This is a genomic window from Bradyrhizobium sp. S69 (genome assembly GCF_009766005.1).
In the GTDB taxonomy this organism is placed as follows: domain Bacteria; phylum Pseudomonadota; class Alphaproteobacteria; order Rhizobiales; family Xanthobacteraceae; genus Bradyrhizobium.
The window spans coordinates 100479-120262 of record NZ_LMUK01000060.1; the positions used below are offsets into that span (position 1 = coordinate 100479).

The following is a 19784-nucleotide window of genomic DNA, read 5'->3' on the forward strand; positions in this document are numbered from 1 at the left end:
AATCGGGATATTTCATGAGCGCGCTCGCCAACCACGCGTTTGCCAAGATGAACGGGATCGGCAACGAAATCGTCGTGGTCGATCTGCGTGACAAGCCCGCCGCGGTGACGCCGGCGGAAGCGCGCGCGGTTGCTTCGCCCGCCGGGGTTCCGTTCGACCAGTTGATGGTGCTGCAGCCGCCGCGGCTGCCGGGCACCGAGGCCTTCATCCGAATCTACAACAATGACGGCTCGGAAGCCGGCGCCTGCGGCAACGGCATGCGCTGCGTCGTGCGCCGGCTGTTCGAGAACACCGGCCAGGCCAGCGCCACCTTCGAGACCGCAGCCGGCCTGTTGAATTGCTGGCAGGGCCCCTCCGCCGATCTCTATACGATCGACATGGGTCCGCCGAAATTCGGCTGGAAGGATATTCCGCTCGCCGAAGAATTTCGCGACACCCGCTATATCGAATTGCAGGTTGGGCCGATCGATGCCCCGCTGCTGCATTCGCCATCGGTGGTCTCGATGGGCAACCCGCATGCGATCTTCTGGGTCGACGACGTCAACGGCTATGATCTCGCGCGGTTTGGGCCGCTGCTGGAAAATCACCCGATCTTCCCGGAGCGCGCCAATATCACGCTGGCGCATATCGTCGACCGCGATCACATCACGATCCGCACCTGGGAACGTGGCGCCGGGCTCACCAAGGCCTGCGGCTCGGCGGCTTGTGCGACCGCGGTGGCGGCGGCAAGGCTCAGGCGCGCCAATCGCATCGTCAATATCGCGCTGCCCGGCGGCGACCTCGCGATCGAATGGCGCGAGCGTGACGACCATGTGTTGATGACGGGCACCGCGACCTTTGAGTATGAGGGCCGCTTCGATCCCGCTTTGTTTGCGTCCGTCGCTTAAGTGATGGGCGTCGAAGTCGTTACCTTTGGCTGCCGCCTCAACGCCTTTGAATCCGAGGTAATCGCGCGCGAGGCCGAGAGAGCGGGCCTGGTCGATACCGTCGTGATCAACAGTTGCGCTGTGACCAATGAGGCTGTGGCGCAGGCCCGGCAATCGATCCGGCGCATCAAGCGCGAACGGCCCGGTGCGCGGATCGTCGTCACCGGATGCGCGGCGCAGACCCAGGCCCAGATGTTTGCCGACATGGCCGAGGTCGATCGCGTCGTCGGCAATGACGACAAGATGCGCGGGGAGGCGTGGCGTGCGGCGCGCGCGGTGTTCGAGCGTGCGCCGGCATTCGGCATCGGCGACAGCGAGAAGATCGCGGTCGCCGACATCATGTTGGTCACCGAAATGGCGCCGCATCTGCTGGATGGATTCAAGGCAGGTCTGCCACGGGTGTTCGTGCAGGTGCAGAATGGCTGCGACCACCGTTGCACGTTTTGCATCATCCCCTATGGCCGCGGCAATTCGCGCTCGGTGCCGATGGGCGCCGCGGTCGACCAGGTCCGCGCGCTGGTCGCGCGCGGCCATGCCGAGATCGTGCTGACCGGGGTCGATCTCACCAGTTACGGCGCGGATCTGCCGGGCGAGCCGAAACTCGGCCAACTGACCAAGCAGATCCTGCGTCATGTGCCGGAATTGAAACGGTTGCGGATTTCCTCTATCGATTCCATCGAGGTTGATCGCGATCTGCTCGACGTGATATCCGACGATGAACGCCTGATGCCGCATCTGCATCTGTCGCTGCAATCCGGCGACGATTTGATCCTGAAGCGGATGAAGCGGCGCCATTCCAGAGGCGATGCGATCGAATTTTGCGCGCAGGTGCGGCGGTTGCGGCCGGACATCGCGCTCGGCGCCGATATCATCGCCGGCTTTCCGACCGAGACCGAGGAGATGTTCGCGCGCTCGCAGGATCTGGTCGATGAATGCGGTCTCACCTTCCTGCACGTCTTTCCCTATTCGAAACGACCGGGCACGCCGGCGGCGCGGATGCCGCAAGTGGCGGGCGATGTCATCAAGCAGCGCGCCGGGCGCTTGCGGGCGGCAGGCGAGGCGGCATTGACGCGGCGGCTGGTGTCGGAGCTAGGCCATCAGCGCAGCGTGTTGATCGAAAGTGCGGTGCAGGGCCGCACCGAACATTTCATTCCGGTCGATATCAGCGGCGAGACGCCGGGCGCGGTACGGAAATTGACCATCAGCGGAAACGACGGCGCGCGATTGACGGCGGTGGCGTAAGCCGCGCCGGTCAGAGCGTTTTCGAGCGAAGCGGGCACCGGTTCGCGTGAAGAAAACGCGTCAAAACAAAAGACTAATGCGAGGTCGACTTGACCTGCCAGAATCGAAGCAGGCGATGGGCGTTGTCGGCGGCGAGCTTGGCGTATTCGGCCTTGGCCTTGGCCAGTTCATGCAGCCCGATCGAGCCGGTCGAATAGCGGCACTCCAGGATCGCGCCCGTGGTCTCCCAGCTCAGCCCTGCGACCTTGCAGGGAACCAGGATACCGTCGTCGCGAAGGCTTTGCATCAAGGAACGAATGACCTCGATGGTGGATTTCGACAACACGGCGAGCGCCGCGACGGTCTCTTCATATTTTCGCGCCTTGGCAAAGGCCAACACGGCCGCTTCAGTGAGTTTGCCGCTGTCCTTGAGCTGCGCCACAAAACGCCTGGCCGAGGTAAAGTCGCGCGCCACCGACATTTCGCGCTCGACGCCGGCCGAGACATTGGCGATCGCGCTGCGAATTTCTTCGAAAATATGGGCCGGTGCGCGTGACAACAGCCGCGCCCGGACCGCCTCCGTCGCATCGCGCAGCAGTCGATGACGAAGCTGCGGCGGCAGATCGACCCGGATCCCGGTCTCGACCGCGAGCTCGGGATCGGATTCAGCTTGCGCCACCACCACGGCAAACCCGTTTGCCGAAACCCGCGCGCCGGGATTTTTGACGAGCCGGCGGCTCACCGATGGATAATGGCGGGCCAACAGCGCGTCGGTGACGACTTCCTGCAACCACCAGCGCCCGGAAATCGCCAGCAGATGCGGCTCGCCTTTGGTCTGCGCGATTTCGACCAGGTCTTCCGGGCTCAGACGGGGAGATTCGCTCAAGACCGGGCCGGCGACGGTGATCTCGTCATGATGCGCGAGGCGGCGGATCACGGTGGGCGGCGCCTGTGCAATGGGCGCCAGTTGTTCGCTCATTTCGGCCAGCGCGATCCGCGCGCTGACATCGGCGATGGCGCGAAGCTCGATGGTCTTGATCAGGCGCTCGAGTACGTCGTCGAACAACTCGATCTGTTCGGCGTTCAGGCTGCCGGCGGAGAGCAGGAAAAGCTCGGTGACGCGCTTGACGGTCTCCAGGCCTTTTTCGGGGGAACCGATTTTGATCGCGGCTTCGACTTCATCGACGATCGATCGCGCGGGGTGCAGCATTGCTCGTCCTGAGCCATTGGGGGCCGTTCTCGGCCAACGCTCTGGTGTAGGACGAACCCCTGAAGGTTCGGTAAAAGTTTAGCAATGTCGCGAGGTCGCAGATGTCGCACCCGCACCGGAGAACTGCACCGTAGAACTACTGGCCGTTCCAGCCGCAGGCCTTGAGCCGTTCGTGCAAATGCGCCGGCGCGGGTGCCACTACGCTTATCGGATCCTTGTTTTTCGAGATCGGGATCACGATGCCGCGGGAATGCAGATGCAGGGTCGGCTCGCCGAAGCGCGGACCGTTGCCGTAAATATTGTCACCGACAATCGGCCAGCCCGAGGCAGATGAATGCACCCGCAATTGATGGGTGCGGCCGGTCACGGGTTCCATCGCGAGCCAGCTGAGGCCATTACCACGGCCCAATACTTTCCAGTTTGTGACGGCCTTTTGCCCTTCCGGGTCCGGCTTCTGCCACCAGCCGCGCTCGGCATTGAGGCGGCCGAGCGGCATGTCGATGGTGCCCTCGTCCTCGGCCGGGCCGCCTTCGACCACCGCCCAATAGGTTTTGGAAATTTTGCCATGCTTGAACAGCAGGCCGAGCGAGGCGGTCGCCTTGCGATGACGGCCGAGCACCAGGCAGCCGGACGTATCGCGGTCGAGCCGGTGGGCCAGCACCGGAGGGCGCGGCAGGCCGAATCGCAGCGCGTCGAACGAGGATTCCAGGTTGGCGCCGCCCTTGGGCCCGCGATGCACCGGCAGCCCGGCCGGCTTGTCGATCACCAGCATCAGCCCGTCGCGATGGAGCACGCGGGCCTGGATTTCTTCCGCCGTCAATGCGGGAACATCAAGGCGTTCGTTGTGACTTTCGTTCATGGCGCGAAACCGCTAACACACCCCCAACATGAGCGATACCACTCCGGAAAAGACCAAACTGAGCTGGTGGCGGCGGCTGTCGAGCGGACTGAAGCGAACCTCGAGTTCGCTGGGTTCCGCGGTCGCCGATCTCGTCACCAAACGCAAGCTCGACCGCGCGATGCTCGAGGATATCGAGGACGTGCTGCTGCGTGCCGATCTCGGCACCGAGGTGGCGGCGCGGATCGCGGCCGCGGTCGGCGTCGGCCGCTATGACAAGGCGATCTCGGCCGACGACGTCAAAGCCGTGGTCGCGACCGAGGTGGAGAAGGTGCTGGCGCCGGTGGCCAAACCGCTGGTGATCGATGCCGCGCAAAAGCCGTTCGTGATCCTCGTGGTCGGCGTCAATGGCTCGGGCAAGACCACCACCATCGGCAAGCTTGCCGCCGAACTGAGCGCGGAGGGCCGCAAGGTGATGCTGGCGGCCGGCGACACCTTTCGCGCGGCGGCGATCGAGCAGCTCAAAATTTGGGGTGAGCGCACCAAATCGCCGGTTGTCGCGGGCGCGCAGGGTTCGGATTCCGCGAGCCTTGCCTTTACAGCGCTCACCGAGGCGCGCCAGGGCAAGTTCGATGTGCTGCTGATCGATACCGCCGGCCGGTTGCAGAACAAGGCGGAGCTGATGAAAGAACTCGAAAAGGTCGTTCGCGTTCTGAAAAAAGTCGACGCCTCGGCGCCGCATGCCGTGCTGTTGGTGCTCGACGCCACGGTGGGACAAAATGCGTTGTCGCAAGTCGAGGCCTTTCACCGTACCGCTGGCGTCACAGGTCTGGTGATGACAAAACTCGACGGCACCGCGCGCGGCGGCATTCTGGTGGCGCTGGCGGAAAAATTCAAACTGCCGGTACACTTCATCGGTGTCGGCGAAGGCATCGAAGATCTCGCGCCATTCACGGCAAGGGATTTCGCTCAGGCGATCGCAGGGATTGAAAGTTAAATGGACAAGAAGCAGCCCCATCCGCTGTTCAAGCTCGCGACCGAACTCGGCCCGCTGCTGGTGTTCTTCATCGCCAACGCCAAATTCCATCTGTTCGTGGCGACCGGCGCGTTCATGGCCGCGGTGATCGTCGCGATGATCGCGTCCTATATGGTGACGCGGCATGTGCCGATCATGGCTGTTATCACCGGCGTTATCGTCATCGTATTCGGCACGCTGACGCTGGTGCTGCACGATGAGACCTTCATCAAGGTCAAGCCGACCATCATCTATGGCCTGTTCGCCGCGATCCTCGGCGGCGGGCTGTTGTTCGGCCGATCCTTTATCGCCATCATGTTCGACCAGATGTTCAACCTGACGCCGCAGGGCTGGCGGATGCTGACCTTGCGCTGGGCGCTGTTCTTCTTCGCGATGGCGATCCTGAACGAGATCGTCTGGCGCACCCAGACCACCGATTTCTGGGTGAACTTCAAGGTATTCGGCGTGACACCGCTGGTCATGCTGTTTGCGATCACCCAGATGCCGCTGATCAAGCGCTACAGCCTGGAACCGGTGTCGCTGGAGGCAAGCGAGGCCGAAGCGGGCGACGTGACGAAGGGGTGAGCCTCTCTGTCGTCCCGCGCTTGCGCTAAAGCCGTCATTGCGACGAAGCAATCCAGTTTTCTGTGCGGCCCTAGATTGCTTCGCTTGCGCTCGCAATGACGTCTACCCACCCGCCTTCAGCGCCTTTTCGATCTCGGCCTTCAGCACGACATCAAAATTCTCAGGCGTCACCGGGCCTACCAGCTTGTAGACGATGGTGCCGGCGCGCCCGACGATGAAAGTCTCCGGCACGCCGTAGACGCCCCATTCGATCGCGGCGCGGCCGTTGCCGTCGACGCCGACGATGCCGAACGGATTGCCGTAACGTCCGAGAAAGCGCCGGGCGTTGTCGGGGGCGTCCTTGTAGTTGATGCCGACCAGTTGCAGCCGCTTGTCCTGGCCGAGCTTGGTCAGCAAGGGCGCTTCGTCGTGGCACGGCACGCACCATGAGGCCCAGACATTGACGACGCTGACCTTGCCCTTGAACAAAGCGGGGTCGAGTCCGGGCACTTGCGCGCCGTTATTGACGAGGCCGTCCAGCGCCGGCAGCGCGGTTTGCGGCGCGGCGTGGCCGATCAGGGCGGAGGGGATTCGCGACGGATCGCCCTCGCGCAAGCCGAACCAGAACAAGGCGGCCAATGCGACAAAGCCGACCAGCGGCAAAGCCATCAGCCACAGCCGGCGCGGCGATGACGCTTCGGACGGCGTGACGTTGGATGTCGTGGGTTCGGTCATTCGTTCAGTCATTTGATATCCGCAGCGGTGCGCCCCGAACGCCGAGTGACGCCGCTTTGCTCTAATTCGCGCAGGCGCTGCTTCTGCCGGCGAAAGTCGATCGCGACCCAGACAATCAGCAACAGCACCACCGCGGTGACCAGTGCATAGGAAGTCACGATAAAGGACGCATAGGGACCCAGCGACATCGCGTCACGCCGAACGCTGGCTGGCTTGCATCATCTGCAAGCTGCGCACCCGGCGGCGCAAAATCTCGTTGCGCATCGCGGCGATATGCAAGGTGATGAACAGCAGCGAAAATGCCACCGCCATCACCAGCAGCGGCATCAAGAAGGCGCGGTCGAGGGTCGGTCCGCCCATCCGGAATACGGACGCCGGTTGATGCAGCGTGTTCCACCAATCGACCGAGAATTTGATGATCGGCAGGTTGATCGCGCCCACCAGCGTAAGGATCGCGGCGGCGCGCGCGGCACGGGACGGGTCCTCCACCGCGCGCCACAGCGCCATCAGGCCGAGATACATCAGAAACAAAATCAAGACCGAGGTCAGCCGGGCGTCCCATTCCCAATAGGTGCCCCACATCGGCCGTCCCCACAAAGAGCCCGTCACCAGTGCGAGAAACGTGAAGGCGGCACCAATCGGGGCGGCGGCCTTGGCCGCGACATCGGCCAGCGGATGCCGCCACACCAGCGTGCCCAGGGCTGCGATACTCATCACGCCCCAGACGAACATCGACAGCCACGCATTGGGCACGTGAATGAACATGATCTTGACGGTGGCGCCCTGCTGATAGTCGTCGGGCGCCATGGCGGATTGATAAAGGCCGATCGCGAGCAGGATCGCGGTCGCTCCCGCAAGCCACGGCAGGATACGTGCGGTCAGCGACAAGAACCTGGTGGGGTTGGCGAGGTCGATCAGCGTCATATTGGAGTCCTTGGGCATCCTGATAGTCGTCGCTGGCGTCACAGGCAATTGGTTGGGCATCGCAATTCCTTGATCGGTCGGGTCCAATCAATCCAGTCCATTTTAATCCAGTCCCTGCCGCAGGCTTGCCGCTGCGGCAAACGGTCCTATGACAAAGCTGACCAGCGAGAGCGCGCACAGGATCGAAAACGGCGTTCCAAACGACAATGGGCCGGAAATCGCGGCTTCCGACGCTGCGACGCCAAAAATCAGCACCGGAATCGACAGCGGCAGCACCAGCACCGCGAGCAACAATCCGCCGCGATGCAAGGTGACCGCGAGCGCCGCGCCGATCATGCCGGTAAATGTCAGCGCCGGCGTTCCGACCAGCAGCGTCAGCGCGACGGCCAAGGTCGCGCCGGCATCGAGATTCAACAACAGCCCGAGCACCGGGGTCGCGATGATCAACGGCAGGCCGGCGGCAAGCCAATGCGCCAACGCTTTGGCCGCGCAGGTCAATTCCAGCGGCATCCGGCTCATCGCGATCAGGTCGAGCGAGCCGTCTTCGTGGTCGGCCATGAACAGCCGGTCCAGCGTCAAAAGGCTTGCGAGCAGCGCGCCGAGCCAGAGGATCGCGGGTCCCAGCCGGGTCAGCAGCGCCAAATCGGGTCCGATCGCGAAGGGCATCAGCACCACCACAATCAAAAAAAACAGCACGCCGATCAGCGCCCCGCCACCGACACGTAAGGCGATCCGGATGTCCCGTCGGACAAGCGCGGCGAGCGTGGTCATGCGCGGCCTCGTCGTGATTTGGTCTTGGCCGCCATCGCAAGCTGACCCCCACCCCCGACCCCTTCCCGCAAGGGGGAGGGGGGAAGCAGAGGCATCGTCTCCAGACACGCAATGTTGTCTCGAGTTAACGGATTTAGCGCTTCCCTCGCGCGGAGAAACTTCTCGTTCGGCCACGGAGCATGCGGAAGCGACGCGGAGTAATCTCCCCTCCCCCTTGCGGGGAGGGGTCGGGGGTGGGGGTGCAGCGAGGAGTGCCTCATTGCTCAACTGCTCCGATCCGCAACTCGCGCGCCTCGATCCCCAGCGGTGTATGGGTTGCTGCAACCACAAGGCCGCCGCGCGCGAGGTGGTCGCGGGTCAGATCCGCAAACAACGCCTGTCCGGCGGCATCGAGCGCCGAGGTCGGCTCGTCCAGCAGCCAGATCGGCCGCCGCACGGCCAGGAGCCGGGCGATCGAGAGCCGCCGTCGTTGCCCGGCTGACAAATATGCCGCCGGCAGGTGCGCGGCATGGTCGAGCCCGACCCGGCTCAGGCTTTGCTCAAGATTGCCGACTTCGCCGCCCAGAAAATCCCGCCAGAACGACAGGTTCTCCAGCGCGCTCAAGGCGGGTTTGATCGCGTCGCGATGGCCGAGATAATGCGACTGCTCCGGCAGGGTCAGTTCGTCCTCGCCGCCCTCGAGTTCGATCGATCCGCCAGCTTGCGCGAGCAGGCCGGCCAGGATCCGCAGCAGCGAAGTTTTGCCCGATCCGTTCGGGCCGGTGACGGCCAGCGCCTCGCCAGCGGAGACCTCGAAATCGAGCCCGGAGAGCACCTCCCGGCCGCCTCGCACACATCTCACACCGCGCCCCGAGAGCCGCATCTTGTCCCTTCACAGCCCTTAAGGAATCCTGTGGGTAGCGCAGCCAAATTTTTCGGTCGCGCGATGCCGCGACACGCTTGTCGATGTGGCGGCCCCACTGGAAAGCTTCTAAAAGATTCTATAAGCCGGAACTTGATGCCGCACACGATCTAGCGCCGCAAGTCATCATGACCAGCTAAGACAACGGTACCAAGATACCCTTGCCGGGTACAACGATAAATTGGGATTGCCTCACATGACCTCGCTCGACAGCTTCAAATGCCAGAAGACCCTCAAGGTTGGCGCCAAGACCTACGTCTATTACAGCCTGCCCACTGCCGAGAAGAATGGTCTGAAGGGGATTTCCAAGCTTCCCTATTCCATGAAGGTGCTGCTGGAAAACCTGCTGCGCAACGAAGACGGCCGCACCGTCAAGAAAGAGGACATCGTCGCGGTCTCGAAATGGCTGAAGAAGCGCAAGCTCGAGCATGAAGTGGCGTTCCGCCCCGCGCGCGTGCTGATGCAGGATTTCACCGGCGTGCCGGCGGTGGTCGATCTGGCGGCGATGCGTAATGCGATGCAGGCGCTCGGCGGCGATGCCGAGAAGATCAATCCGCTGGTGCCGGTCGATCTGGTGATCGACCATTCGGTGATCGTGAACTTCTTCGGTGACAACAAGGCATTCGGCAAGAACGTGGCCGAGGAATACAAGCAGAACCAGGAACGCTACGAGTTCCTGAAATGGGGCCAGAGCGCGTTCTCGAATTTCTCCGTGGTGCCGCCCGGCACCGGCATCTGCCATCAGGTCAATCTCGAATATCTCGCGCAGACGGTGTGGACCAAGAAGGAGAAGATGACGGTCGGCAAGAAGACCGGCACCTTCGAGATCGCCTATCCGGATTCGCTGGTCGGCACCGACTCGCACACCACGATGGTCAACGGCCTCGCCGTGCTCGGTTGGGGCGTCGGCGGCATCGAGGCGGAAGCTGCGATGCTCGGCCAGCCGCTGTCGATGCTGCTGCCGGAAGTGATCGGCTTCAAACTGAAAGGCCAGCTCAAGGAAGGCGTCACCGCGACCGACCTGGTGCTCACGGTGACGCAGATGCTGCGCAAGCAGGGCGTGGTCGGCAAGTTCGTCGAGTTCTTTGGCCCCGGCCTCGATTTTCTCTCGGTGGCGGACAAGGCGACCATCGGCAACATGGCGCCGGAATACGGCGCGACCTGCGGCTTCTTCCCGGTCGATGCCGCGACCATCGATTATCTGAAGACCTCGGGCCGCAAGGCCGACCGCGTCGCGCTGGTGACCGCTTACGCCAAGGCGCAGGGCCTGTTCCGCACCGCCAAGTCGGCCGATCCGGTGTTCACGGAAACGCTGACGCTCGATCTCGCCGCCGTGGTGCCGTCGATGGCCGGACCGAAGCGTCCCGAAGGCCGCGTCGCGCTGCCGGCGGTCGCCGAAGGTTTTGGTACCGCGCTGGCGGGCGAATATAAAAAGCCCGGCGAAGCTTCGAAGCGCTTCGCGGTCGAAAATCACAATTTCGATCTCGGCCATGGCGACGTGGTGATCGCGGCGATCACCTCCTGCACCAACACATCCAATCCGAGCGTGCTGATCGGTGCCGGCCTGCTGGCGCGCAACGCCGCGGCGAGGGGTCTCAAGGCAAAGCCGTGGGTCAAGACGTCGCTGGCGCCGGGCAGCCAGGTGGTCGCGGAGTATCTCACCAATTCCGGACTGCAGGCCGAACTCGACAAGGTCGGCTTCAACCTGATCGGTTTTGGCTGCACCACCTGCATCGGCAACTCCGGCCCGCTGCAAGAGGACATTTCCAAATCCATCAACGACAACGGTATCGTCGGTGCCGCTGTGCTGTCGGGTAACCGCAACTTCGAGGGCCGCGTCAGCCCCGATGTGCAGGCCAATTATCTGGCCTCGCCGCCGCTGGTGGTGGCTTACGCGCTGGCCGGAACGGTGACCAAGGATCTCGCGGTCGAGCCGATCGGCGAGGGCAAGGACGGCAAGCCGGTGTATCTCAAGGACATCTGGCCGACCACGAAAGAGATCAATGCGGTGATGAAGAAGTTCGTGACCGCCACGATCTTCAAGAAGCGCTATGGCGATGTGTTCAAGGGCGACACCAACTGGCGCAAGATCAAGACCGTCGAGAGCGAAACCTATCGCTGGAACATGAGTTCGACCTACGTGCAGAACCCGCCTTACTTCGAAGGCATGAAGATGGAGCCGGAGCCGATTGTCGACGTGGTCGATGCGCGGATCCTGGCGATGTTCGGTGACAAGATCACCACCGACCACATCTCGCCGGCCGGCTCGATCAAGCTGACCTCGCCTGCCGGAAAATATCTGTCGGAGCATCAGGTGCGCCCGGCCGATTTCAATCAATACGGCACGCGGCGCGGCAATCATGAAATCATGATGCGCGGCACCTTCGCCAACATCCGCATCAAGAACTTCATGCTGAAGGGCGCCGACGGCAATATTCCCGAAGGTGGCTTGACCAAGCACTGGCCCGACGGCGAGCAGATGTCGATCTACGATGCCGCGATGAAGTACCAGCAGGAGAAGGTGCCGCTGGTGGTGTTCGCCGGTGCCGAATACGGCAACGGTTCGTCGCGCGACTGGGCGGCAAAGGGCACCCGGTTGCTGGGTGTCCGCGCCGTGATCTGTCAGAGCTTCGAGCGCATCCATCGCTCCAATCTCGTTGGCATGGGCGTGCTGCCGCTGACCTTCGAGGAAGGCGCCTCGTGGACGTCGATCGGCCTGAAGGGCGACGAGACCGTAACAATACGGGGGTTGCAGGGAGACCTGAAGCCGCGCCAGAAGTTGACGGCTGAGATCACGTCCGGCGATGGCGCAGTGCAGCGCATATCGCTGCTATGCCGGATCGATACGCTCGACGAGCTCGAATATTATCGAAACGGCGGGATTCTGCAGTATGTGCTGCGCAAACTGGCGGCGTAGCGCGGAATGTGATCAGGGCCTCACTGCGAAGTGAGTAGCGGGTGAACAAGAGGCGGCCTATGAAGGGCCGCCTTCTTGCGTTAGGAAGGCCAATACGATCAAGTCCGCACGGTATGAGACAGTCGCGCTGCCGCGAGTTAGGTTAACGACGACTTCGGCAATAGCGACTTCGGTAATAGCGACTTTAGCAATAACGGCCTCCGTTACGACGGCGTGGATGTTTCCTGGTTCCCAGCATGGTAGCGATAGCAGCCACTAATTGTATTTCGCGATGGTCCGGTGCACTTGGCATCGTTGCGATTGTCGCCGTCATTCGTCCAGCCGAGGCCGATCCGCGCGCGGTGGTGGAGCTGTTTACGTCGCAAGGTTGCTCGTCCTGTCCGCCCGCCGACAAGTTGATGGGTGAACTCGCGAGGGATCCCTCGATCATCACCTTGAGCATGCCGATCGATTACTGGGATTATCTCGGCTGGAAAGATACCCTGGCGGATGCGCGGTTCAGCGCACGCCAGAAAGCCTATTCGCACATGCGCGGCGATCGCGACGTCTACACGCCGCAGGCAGTCGTCAATGGGTCCATTCACGTGATCGGAAGCGATCGCGCCGGCATCGAAGGCGCCATCGGCGAGACCGATGGGGCCGGTGAAGTCATGTCGGTGCCGGTTTCGATGACGGTGACCGGCAAGCAAATCAACGTTTCGGTCGCGGCTTCCCCCCATGGTTTGGGCGCGATGCACGGCGAGGTATGGATTTGTTCGGTCTCGAAAGAGGTGCCGATTTCGATCGCGCGCGGCGAAAATCGCGGCCAGGAGATCACCTACCACAACGTCGTGCGCAACGTGCTCAAGGTGGGTGACTGGAACGGCAGTCAGAGCAGTTGGACCGTGCCGCTGGAAAATATCTCCCGTGAGGGCGTCGATGCCGCGGCGGTCTATGTCCAGGACGGCAATCGCGAAAAGCCCGGCCCGATGCTAGGCGCCGCCTATACCCTGCTGCACTAGAGCATTTGTTTTGACGCGTTTTCTTGACGCGAACCGGTACCCACTTCGCTCGAAAACGCTCTAGGTTTTCTTGGAGTCTAAGCCGGTATCCAGCGCGGTGATGCACCGGGGCTGATGCAACCGGCGCGGTCGTGTGGCCAGACTCCCTTTCGAATCAGCCGAAGCGTGATAATTTCAGCGCTGGCTTTTCCCTTTTTCATTTCGAGAATTTTTGATGCCGACGCCAGAAATCGATCCGCCGGTGTTGAGGATCGCTGCCGCCATGCTGGTCCGCGCCGACGGACGCACGCTTTTGGTCAGGAAGCGTCACACGACAATTTTCATGCAACCGGGTGGCAGGATCGATGCCGGCGAAACTGTCCAATCGGCGCTGGTGCGGGAGCTGAAAGAAGAACTCGGAATTTCCGTCGACATCCAGTCGCTGGTGCCGCTCGGGCAATTTTTGGCGCCGGCCGCCAATGAAGCCGGCGTCATGGTCGATGCGGCGCTGTTCATGGTCGAATGCGATCAAGCGGTACAACCGGCGGCTGAAATCGAACAGGCGATCTGGCTCGAACCCGATGCTCCGCGTGACTTCCCGATTGCGCCGCTTACGGATGACTACGTGCTGCCCCTGCACAAGCAGCTCTGCGGCAAGTCCGCCCATCGTCGCGATTAAGTTCGTGGGCCGCCGAGGCGGCAGCGGGGACATCTCGAAACACGTCCGCCTCGCCCCAAAAAGAATCTTGCCCCCAAAAGAAAAAGGACCAACTCGCGTTGGCCCAGTATGGGGATAAACTATCTCCTGCGAACAGACCCGATCCTGACGACCCCGGGGGGCTGGGGGCTGAGGAATCCGGAACCGAAAGGACCGGGTCAACGCAGGAGTATCTTCTCGCAATCCAGCACGGCGGGCACTGGGCGGAATTTGGGCGGTATTATGATTCCGCTAACGATCCCGTGACGACGCATTTCCGGCCGGAAACCCCAATCCGCCGGCGACCGGACCTTGCGCGAATTCCGGCTCCCGAATTCTGCCTCCCGAATCCTGCCTCCATTGACACGGACCTCTTGCAGCGGCGGCCGGTCGGCGCGATCATGTCGGCGATATGACAGGAGATGCAGCATGAGCTCGATGTCGGAGGATGCCGATCCAAGCGAGAACCGCGCGGCGGCGCGCAATACCGCTGCGGGGCCGTTACCGAGCCGGGTGACGTTCAACCGCCTCGAACTCAGTCGTATCCTGAACCTGTATGGCCGCATGGTCGCCGATGGCGAGTGGCGCGACTATGCGATCGATTTCCTGAAAGACCGCGCGGTGTTCTCGGTGTTTCGCCGCGCTTCCGAAGTGCCGATCTATCGCATCGAAAAAGATCCGCGGCTGGCGCGCAAGCAGGGCATGTACAGCGTGATCTCGGCGACCGGGCTGATCCTGCGCCGCGGCCACGAGCTCGATCGCGTGCTTCTGGTGATCGACCGCAAGCTGGCGGTGGTTTAGCGGGTGTTAGTTCTTGAATCGTAGGGTGGGCAAAGGCGCACTTGGCGCCGTGCCCACCACGTAGATTGGCATCGTGAATGGTGGGCACGCTTCGCTTTGCCAACCCTACGATTCAAGCATCCGCCGGCACGGTCTTCTACTTTGCATGGGGTTGTTTTCGAGATTTTGAATCCGGGCTACGGAGCCGGCACCGTCGTGGCGCCGTCGCCGAGTGCGAGCTGCATCATCACCGTGTCGAGCCAGCGGCCGAACTTGAAACCGACATTGGGATGGGTTCCGATCATCTGGAATCCGCATTTGGTATGCACGCCGATCGATCCGGCATTGGCGGAATCGCCGATCACCGCGATCATCTGCCGATAGCCGCGCGCCTCGCATTCGGTGATCAGCCGCCGCAGCAATTGCAGGCCGATGCCGCGCCGGTGGATCGCAGGCTCCAGATAGACCGAATTCTCCACGGTGAAGCGATAGGCCGGCCGCGGCCGGTAGGGCCCGGCATAGGCGTATCCGATCACGCGGCCGTCGAGCGCTGCGACGAAATAGGGAAACTCGCCGTCGGTCAGCGCCTTGAAGCGCCGCGTCATCTCGGCCAGATCCGGCGGGGTCAATTCAAACGTCGCGGTGCCATGGCGGACCGCGTGTTCGTAAATCCCGGTAATGGCGGCGAGGTCGGCCTCGATGGCGGGCCTGATTTCGGGAGCGGACATTTCGGGAGCAGACGTTTCGGGAGAAGGCATGGCGACAGACTATTTTTGCTTCGCGCAAAAGAAAAGCCCCGGCGGTTAGGCCGGGGCTTGAATTGATCCGCGCGAGGCGGAGGTGATCAGTCGCGCTGACCGAGCAATTGCAGCAGCAGCGTGAACAGGTTGATGAAGTTCAAATAGAGCGACAGCGCACCGGTGATGGCCGCACGCTCCGCCACGTCACCGCCCTGCGAGGCATAGCCGTAGATGTAATCGTTCTTCAGCCGCTGGGTGTCGTAGGCGGTAAGGCCCGCGAACACCAGCACGCCGACCACCGACACCAGGAACTGCAGCATCGTGCTGGCGACGAAGATATTGACCACGCTGGCGATGATGATGCCGAACAGGCCCATGATCAGGAATGAGCCGATCCCGCTCATGTCACGCTTGGTGGTGTAGCCGTAGAGGCTGAGCGCGCCGAACGAGGCCGCGGTGATGAAGAACACCCGCACGATCGAGGTGTGCGTGTACACCAGGAAGATCGACGACAGCGAAACGCCCATCAGCGCCGAGAACACCCAGAACAGCATCTGGGCGGTGGCCGGCCTGAGCCGGTTGATGCCGGCCGAGATCACGAACACCATGGCCAGCGGCGCCAGCATGAACAGCCACTTCAGCGGGCTCACGAACATCGCGTAACCGAACGGCGTCAGGAACGCGTTGCCGATCTTCGCGGCAGCGCCGGCCGGATCGGTGGTCACCGCCGCCATATAAACGCCGAGCGCGGCGAGGCCGGTGATGGCGAGGCCGATGGTCATGTAATTGTAGATGCGCAGCATGTAGGCGCGCAGACCGGCATCGACGGTCGCGGCGTCAGCGCGCCCGGCGGCCCGGCCGAAGGGAGAAGTATAATTGCGGTCAAGGTCCGACATGGTCGAATTCCCGTTGGTTGTCCGGCGAAGCGCAAAGGGTTTGCGGCGTCGGTTACAAATCTATCCCAGATACCAGAGTTTGCAGACATTACTTTTTTGTCATCAAACCGGTTTCTGACCCAAGCTGATATGTGGGAAACTAGCACATTCGCTGCAAGCTTCCACGCGCGGCTGAATGTCGCTCCGCATCGACGATTAAGGGTATGGTGCGCGGTACCTTTGCAAGGCACTCGCAAGTAGCGCGCGAGAGCCTTCGGTGCCCTTGGCAAGATCCTTGGCAAGCAGCCCGCGACCCAGCGGCGGGCTGCTTCAATTTATCATAAATTGCGCAGCACGGTGGCGGGCTTCTGGTTGAGGGCGAGCAGCGTGCCGGCAAGCCCCAGTCCCACCGTGACGATCAGCGCCGCCGCCACCACGCCGGTGGCGCTGCCGGCCTGCCAGACGAAACTCAGCGTCATGAGGCGGGTCACGATCAGCCAGGCCGCGATCGAGCCCGCGATCACGCCGAAAACGGCGGTGGCAAACCCGATCATCAGATACTCCAGCGCATAGGCGCCAAGCAGCCGCGCGCGGGTGGCGCCGAGGGTCTTGAGAATGACGGCGTCATAGACCCGATGGCGATGGCCGGCGGCGAGCGCGCCGCCCAGCACCAGGATGGCGGAGATCAGGGTAACCGCGCTGGCGCCGCGGATCGCCAGTGCCAGATTCGTCACCACCGCGCCGATGGTTTCCAGCGCCTCCCGAACCCGCACGCTGGTCACCGTCGGAAACGCATCGGCGACCGACTTGATAATCCGGGCGTCGTCCGACGGATCCGGATGGGTCTCGGTCAAGGTCGCGACATGGGTGTGGGGCGCGCCCTTGAAGGCGTTGGGCGAGAACACCAGCACGAAATTGATCCCGAGGCTCTGCCAGTCCACGCTGCGCATGTTGCCGATGGTGGCCGTGATATCGCGTCCCAGCACATTGACGACGATGGGATCGCCGAGCTTGAGGCCGAGCCCGTCGGCGATCTTCTTCTCGATCGAGACCAGCGGGGGACCGCTATAGTTCGCGCCCCACCATTCTCCCTCGACGATTTTCGAACCCTTCGGGATCTCGCCGGTATAGGTCAGGCCGCGGTCGCTCTGCAGCACCCATTCCGAATCGGTGGAGGGTTTCAAGTCTTCCGCCTGGACGCCATGGGCGGAGACGATGCGGCCGCGCAGCATCGGCACGTCCTCGATGGTCGAGCCCGGCGCGGTCTGTTTGAGGAACGCGCCGAAGCGGTCGGCATCGTTGGCCGGAATGTCGATGAAATAAAATGACGGCGCGCGGTCCGGCAGCGCCGCCAGGAATTGCCGCCGCAGGTTTCCGTCGATCTGCGTGATGGTGACCAGCACCGTCAATCCGAGGCCGAGCGACAATACGACCGACGGCGTCAATGCGCCCGGCCGGTAGATATTGGTGATGGCCAGCCGCAGCATGGTCGCGCTGGCTCTGGGCAACCGCCGCGCCAGCGCCATCAAGGCGGCGGCGATGCCGCGCAGCACCGCGAACACCACGACCGAGGATGCCACGAACACCGCGGCAACCCGTTTGTCATAGGCCAGCCCGACCGCCACCGCGATCAGGAGCGCAATCACCACCGCCATCAGCGCCAAATAACGCCAGCGCGGGCGGCGTCCCTCGCTGGTCGCGATGTCGCGAAACAAGGCCGCCACCGGCACATCGTGGACCCGGCCGAGCGGCCATAGTCCGAAGGCGAGCGCGGTGAGCAGGCCATAGATGAAGGACAGCAGAAGGTCATCCGGATGCAGCGCCGGCACCACCGGCAGCGGCAGCAATTTGCCGAACACGCCGACAATGATGAAAGGCAGCGCCGCGCCCGCGACGAGGCCGATCAGCGAGCCGACCGCGGCGAGCACCGTCACTTGCGTGAGGTAAATCGCGAACACGTCGCGACCGGTCGCGCCAAGCGCCTTGAAGGCGGCGATGACGTCGCGGCGGCGATCGATATGGCTCTTGACCGCATTGGCGACGCCGACGCCGCCGACCAATAAAGCGGCGAGGCCGACCAGCGTGAGAAATTGCGTGAAGCGGCTGATGGTGCGCTCGAGCTGCGGCGAGGCGTTGCTGCGCGAGCGGATTTCCCAGCCGGCTTCCGGCAATGCCGCGCGCACGTTATCGATCAGCGCGGTCGCCGCGGCATCGTTGGCGGCGTTGTCGGGCAGCTTCAGCCGGTAGATCCAGCGCACCAGGCTGCCGGGCTGCAACAGCCCGGTGGCGCGCAAGGCGGCTTCGCTAACCAGGAATCGCGGACCGAAGCCTAATCCGCCGGCGAGCTTGTCCGGCTCGGCATCGACGACGCTGCGCATCTGAAAGGTCGCGGTGCCGATGCTGACGCGGTCGCCGAGCTTCAGCCCGAGCCGCGCCAGCAAGGTCGGATCGACCGCCGCGCCGAATGCGCCGTCCCGCTCGGCCAACAGATCGGCCATTGGGATGTCCGGCTTGAGCGTGAGCTGGCCGAGCATCGGGTAGCTGTCGTCGACGGCCTTGAGCTCGACCAGTGCGAGCTGGCCGTCGCCGGCGCGCGCCATCACACGCAGGGTCGCCGCCACCGACAATTTGCCGCGCGACCGCAGCAGAGCGATTTCGTCCGGCTTGGCCTCGCGCTGGATCAGCGAGAACGCGACATCGCCGCCCAGCAAAGTGCGGCCCTCGCGCGCCAATCCCTCGCCGAGGCTGGCCGCGACCGATCCGACGCCGGCAATCGCCATCACGCCGAGCGCGATGCAGGCGATGAAAACGTAGAAACCACGCAGGCCGCCGCGCAATTCGCGCAACGCATAGCGCAGCGCAAGCGAAGCTCCACGGCCGCGTGGGGCGGGTTCCTGGACGACGCCCCGGATGGGTTCGGCGGCTATGCTCATGAAGCGGCTTTGCGATCCGTGGTCTGGGTGTCGATACGGCCCGAGCGCAGCCGCACCACACGATCGCAGCGCTGCGCCAGCGAGGTATCGTGGGTCACCAGCACCAGGGTCATGCCGCGCTCGGCATGCTTGGTGAACAACAGATCGACGATCTGCTTGCCGGTGGTCTCATCGAGATTGCCGGTCGGCTCGTCCGCCACCAGGATCGCCGGATCCGGTGCCAAAGCCCGGGCCAGCGCGACGCGCTGCTGCTCGCCGCCGGATAATTGCGTGGGATAATGATGCAGGCGGTCGCCGAGACCGACGGAAGCAAGTTCTTTCGCCGCGCGCGCCGAGGCGTCGGGATTGCCGGCGAGCTCCAGCGGCACCGCGACGTTTTCCAGCGCGGTCATGGTCGGGATCAGATGAAACGACTGGAACACGATGCCGACCTGGCGGCCGCGAAAGCGGGCCAGGGCATCTTCGTCGAGCGCATTGAAAGCGGTGCCGTTGACCACCACCTCCCCGCTGTCGGGACGCTCCAGTCCCGCCATCACCATCAGAAGCGTGGATTTCCCCGAGCCCGATGGCCCGATCAGCCCGATCGCTTCCCCGGATGCCACATTCAGGCTGATATCTTTCAGGATATGAACGCGAGCCGCCCCGCTACCGAGCGAGAGATTGACATTCGAGATGGCGATGGTGTCCGGCTCGAGGCCGGCCAATGACGAGGGTTCGATGAGACTGTCCATGGTTCGGTCATATGGCACTTCCCCCG

At 63.2% G+C, this 19784-nt stretch carries 19 protein-coding genes; 8 read left to right on the forward strand and 11 right to left on the reverse strand.

Annotated elements, in window-relative coordinates:
- The first annotated feature begins 14 nt into the window (after nt 1-14).
- Together dapF and mtaB are read left to right on the forward strand one after the other, a co-directional pair.
- Nucleotides 15-887: a diaminopimelate epimerase gene (gene dapF / locus GSQ88_RS32200; RefSeq protein ID WP_159012192.1), complete on the forward strand. Its 873-nt coding sequence runs from the start codon at nt 15-17 to the stop codon at nt 885-887.
- Nucleotides 888-890: 3 nt separating this feature from the next.
- Nucleotides 891-2168 carry a tRNA (N(6)-L-threonylcarbamoyladenosine(37)-C(2))-methylthiotransferase MtaB gene (mtaB, locus tag GSQ88_RS32205; protein ID WP_159012193.1) on the forward strand — a complete coding sequence of 426 codons (1278 nt, stop codon included), beginning with the start codon at nt 891-893 and terminating at the stop codon, nt 2166-2168.
- Nucleotides 2169-2241: 73 nt separating this feature from the next.
- Here the strand turns inward: mtaB and GSQ88_RS32210 are convergent, their stop codons facing one another.
- The gene (locus GSQ88_RS32210; RefSeq protein WP_159012195.1) at nt 2242-3357 is read right to left on the reverse strand and encodes a DUF2336 domain-containing protein; all 1116 of its coding nucleotides are present in this window, start codon (nt 3355-3357) and stop codon (nt 2242-2244) included.
- Between the two features lie 136 nt (nt 3358-3493).
- Nucleotides 3494-4216 carry an RluA family pseudouridine synthase gene (locus tag GSQ88_RS32215; protein WP_174248170.1) on the reverse strand — a complete coding sequence of 241 codons (723 nt, stop codon included), beginning with the start codon at nt 4214-4216 and terminating at the stop codon, nt 3494-3496.
- A 28-nt stretch (nt 4217-4244) separates the two neighbouring features.
- On the opposite strand from GSQ88_RS32215, the gene ftsY reads away from it, so the two are divergent.
- Both ftsY and GSQ88_RS32225 read left to right on the forward strand, forming a co-directional pair.
- Nucleotides 4245-5192, forward strand: coding sequence for a signal recognition particle-docking protein FtsY (ftsY, locus tag GSQ88_RS32220; RefSeq protein ID WP_159012197.1), 948 nt, complete (start codon nt 4245-4247; stop codon nt 5190-5192).
- Nucleotides 5193-5795 (forward strand): septation protein A, encoded by a 603-nt coding sequence (locus GSQ88_RS32225; RefSeq protein ID WP_159012199.1) that lies wholly within the window; start codon nt 5193-5195, stop codon nt 5793-5795. It abuts the gene before it with no gap.
- Nucleotides 5796-5897: 102 nt separating this feature from the next.
- Here the strand turns inward: GSQ88_RS32225 and GSQ88_RS32230 are convergent, their stop codons facing one another.
- The 5 genes from GSQ88_RS32230 to ccmA all read right to left on the reverse strand — a co-directional run bounded on the left by GSQ88_RS32230 (nt 5898) and on the right by ccmA (nt 9066).
- On the reverse strand, nt 5898-6509 hold the full coding sequence (locus GSQ88_RS32230; protein ID WP_159012765.1) for a DsbE family thiol:disulfide interchange protein: 612 nt from the start codon (nt 6507-6509) through the stop codon (nt 5898-5900).
- A gap of 8 nt (nt 6510-6517) precedes the next feature.
- Nucleotides 6518-6697 carry a heme exporter protein CcmD gene (gene ccmD / locus GSQ88_RS32235; RefSeq protein WP_159012201.1) on the reverse strand — a complete coding sequence of 60 codons (180 nt, stop codon included), beginning with the start codon at nt 6695-6697 and terminating at the stop codon, nt 6518-6520.
- Between the two features lie 4 nt (nt 6698-6701).
- Nucleotides 6702-7433, reverse strand: coding sequence for a heme ABC transporter permease (locus GSQ88_RS32240; protein WP_159012766.1), 732 nt, complete (start codon nt 7431-7433; stop codon nt 6702-6704).
- A gap of 102 nt (nt 7434-7535) precedes the next feature.
- Entirely contained in the window at nt 7536-8204 is a 669-nt protein-coding gene (gene ccmB, locus GSQ88_RS32245) for a heme exporter protein CcmB (RefSeq protein ID WP_159012203.1), read from the reverse strand.
- Nucleotides 8205-8460: 256 nt separating this feature from the next.
- Nucleotides 8461-9066: a heme ABC exporter ATP-binding protein CcmA gene (ccmA, locus tag GSQ88_RS32250; RefSeq protein ID WP_159012205.1), complete on the reverse strand. Its 606-nt coding sequence runs from the start codon at nt 9064-9066 to the stop codon at nt 8461-8463.
- Between the two features lie 235 nt (nt 9067-9301).
- On the opposite strand from ccmA, the gene acnA reads away from it, so the two are divergent.
- The 4 genes from acnA to GSQ88_RS32270 all read left to right on the forward strand — a co-directional run bounded on the left by acnA (nt 9302) and on the right by GSQ88_RS32270 (nt 14500).
- On the forward strand, nt 9302-12022 hold the full coding sequence (gene acnA / locus GSQ88_RS32255) for an aconitate hydratase AcnA (protein ID WP_159012207.1): 2721 nt from the start codon (nt 9302-9304) through the stop codon (nt 12020-12022).
- A gap of 236 nt (nt 12023-12258) precedes the next feature.
- Complete coding sequence (locus tag GSQ88_RS32260; protein WP_159012209.1) at nt 12259-13023, forward strand: DUF1223 domain-containing protein; 765 nt, start codon at nt 12259-12261, stop codon at nt 13021-13023.
- Between the two features lie 214 nt (nt 13024-13237).
- Nucleotides 13238-13681 carry an NUDIX hydrolase gene (locus GSQ88_RS32265; RefSeq protein WP_159012210.1) on the forward strand — a complete coding sequence of 148 codons (444 nt, stop codon included), beginning with the start codon at nt 13238-13240 and terminating at the stop codon, nt 13679-13681.
- A 447-nt stretch (nt 13682-14128) separates the two neighbouring features.
- Nucleotides 14129-14500, forward strand: coding sequence for a DUF2794 domain-containing protein (locus GSQ88_RS32270; RefSeq protein ID WP_159012212.1), 372 nt, complete (start codon nt 14129-14131; stop codon nt 14498-14500).
- A 176-nt stretch (nt 14501-14676) separates the two neighbouring features.
- On the opposite strand, the gene GSQ88_RS32275 is transcribed toward GSQ88_RS32270, so the two are convergent.
- From GSQ88_RS32275 to GSQ88_RS32290, 4 genes are all read right to left on the reverse strand, one after another.
- Complete coding sequence (locus GSQ88_RS32275) at nt 14677-15207, reverse strand: GNAT family N-acetyltransferase (protein WP_159012214.1); 531 nt, start codon at nt 15205-15207, stop codon at nt 14677-14679.
- Between the two features lie 116 nt (nt 15208-15323).
- A complete protein-coding gene (locus GSQ88_RS32280; RefSeq protein ID WP_159012216.1) occupies nt 15324-16115 on the reverse strand; it encodes a Bax inhibitor-1/YccA family protein in 792 nt (263 codons plus the stop codon).
- Between the two features lie 317 nt (nt 16116-16432).
- Nucleotides 16433-19027, reverse strand: coding sequence for an ABC transporter permease (locus tag GSQ88_RS32285; protein ID WP_159012218.1), 2595 nt, complete (start codon nt 19025-19027; stop codon nt 16433-16435).
- On the reverse strand, nt 19024-19758 hold the full coding sequence (locus GSQ88_RS32290) for an ABC transporter ATP-binding protein (protein WP_159012220.1): 735 nt from the start codon (nt 19756-19758) through the stop codon (nt 19024-19026). Before GSQ88_RS32290 ends, GSQ88_RS32285 begins: the two co-directional genes overlap by 4 nt.
- Nucleotides 19759-19784: the final 26 nt, after the last annotated feature.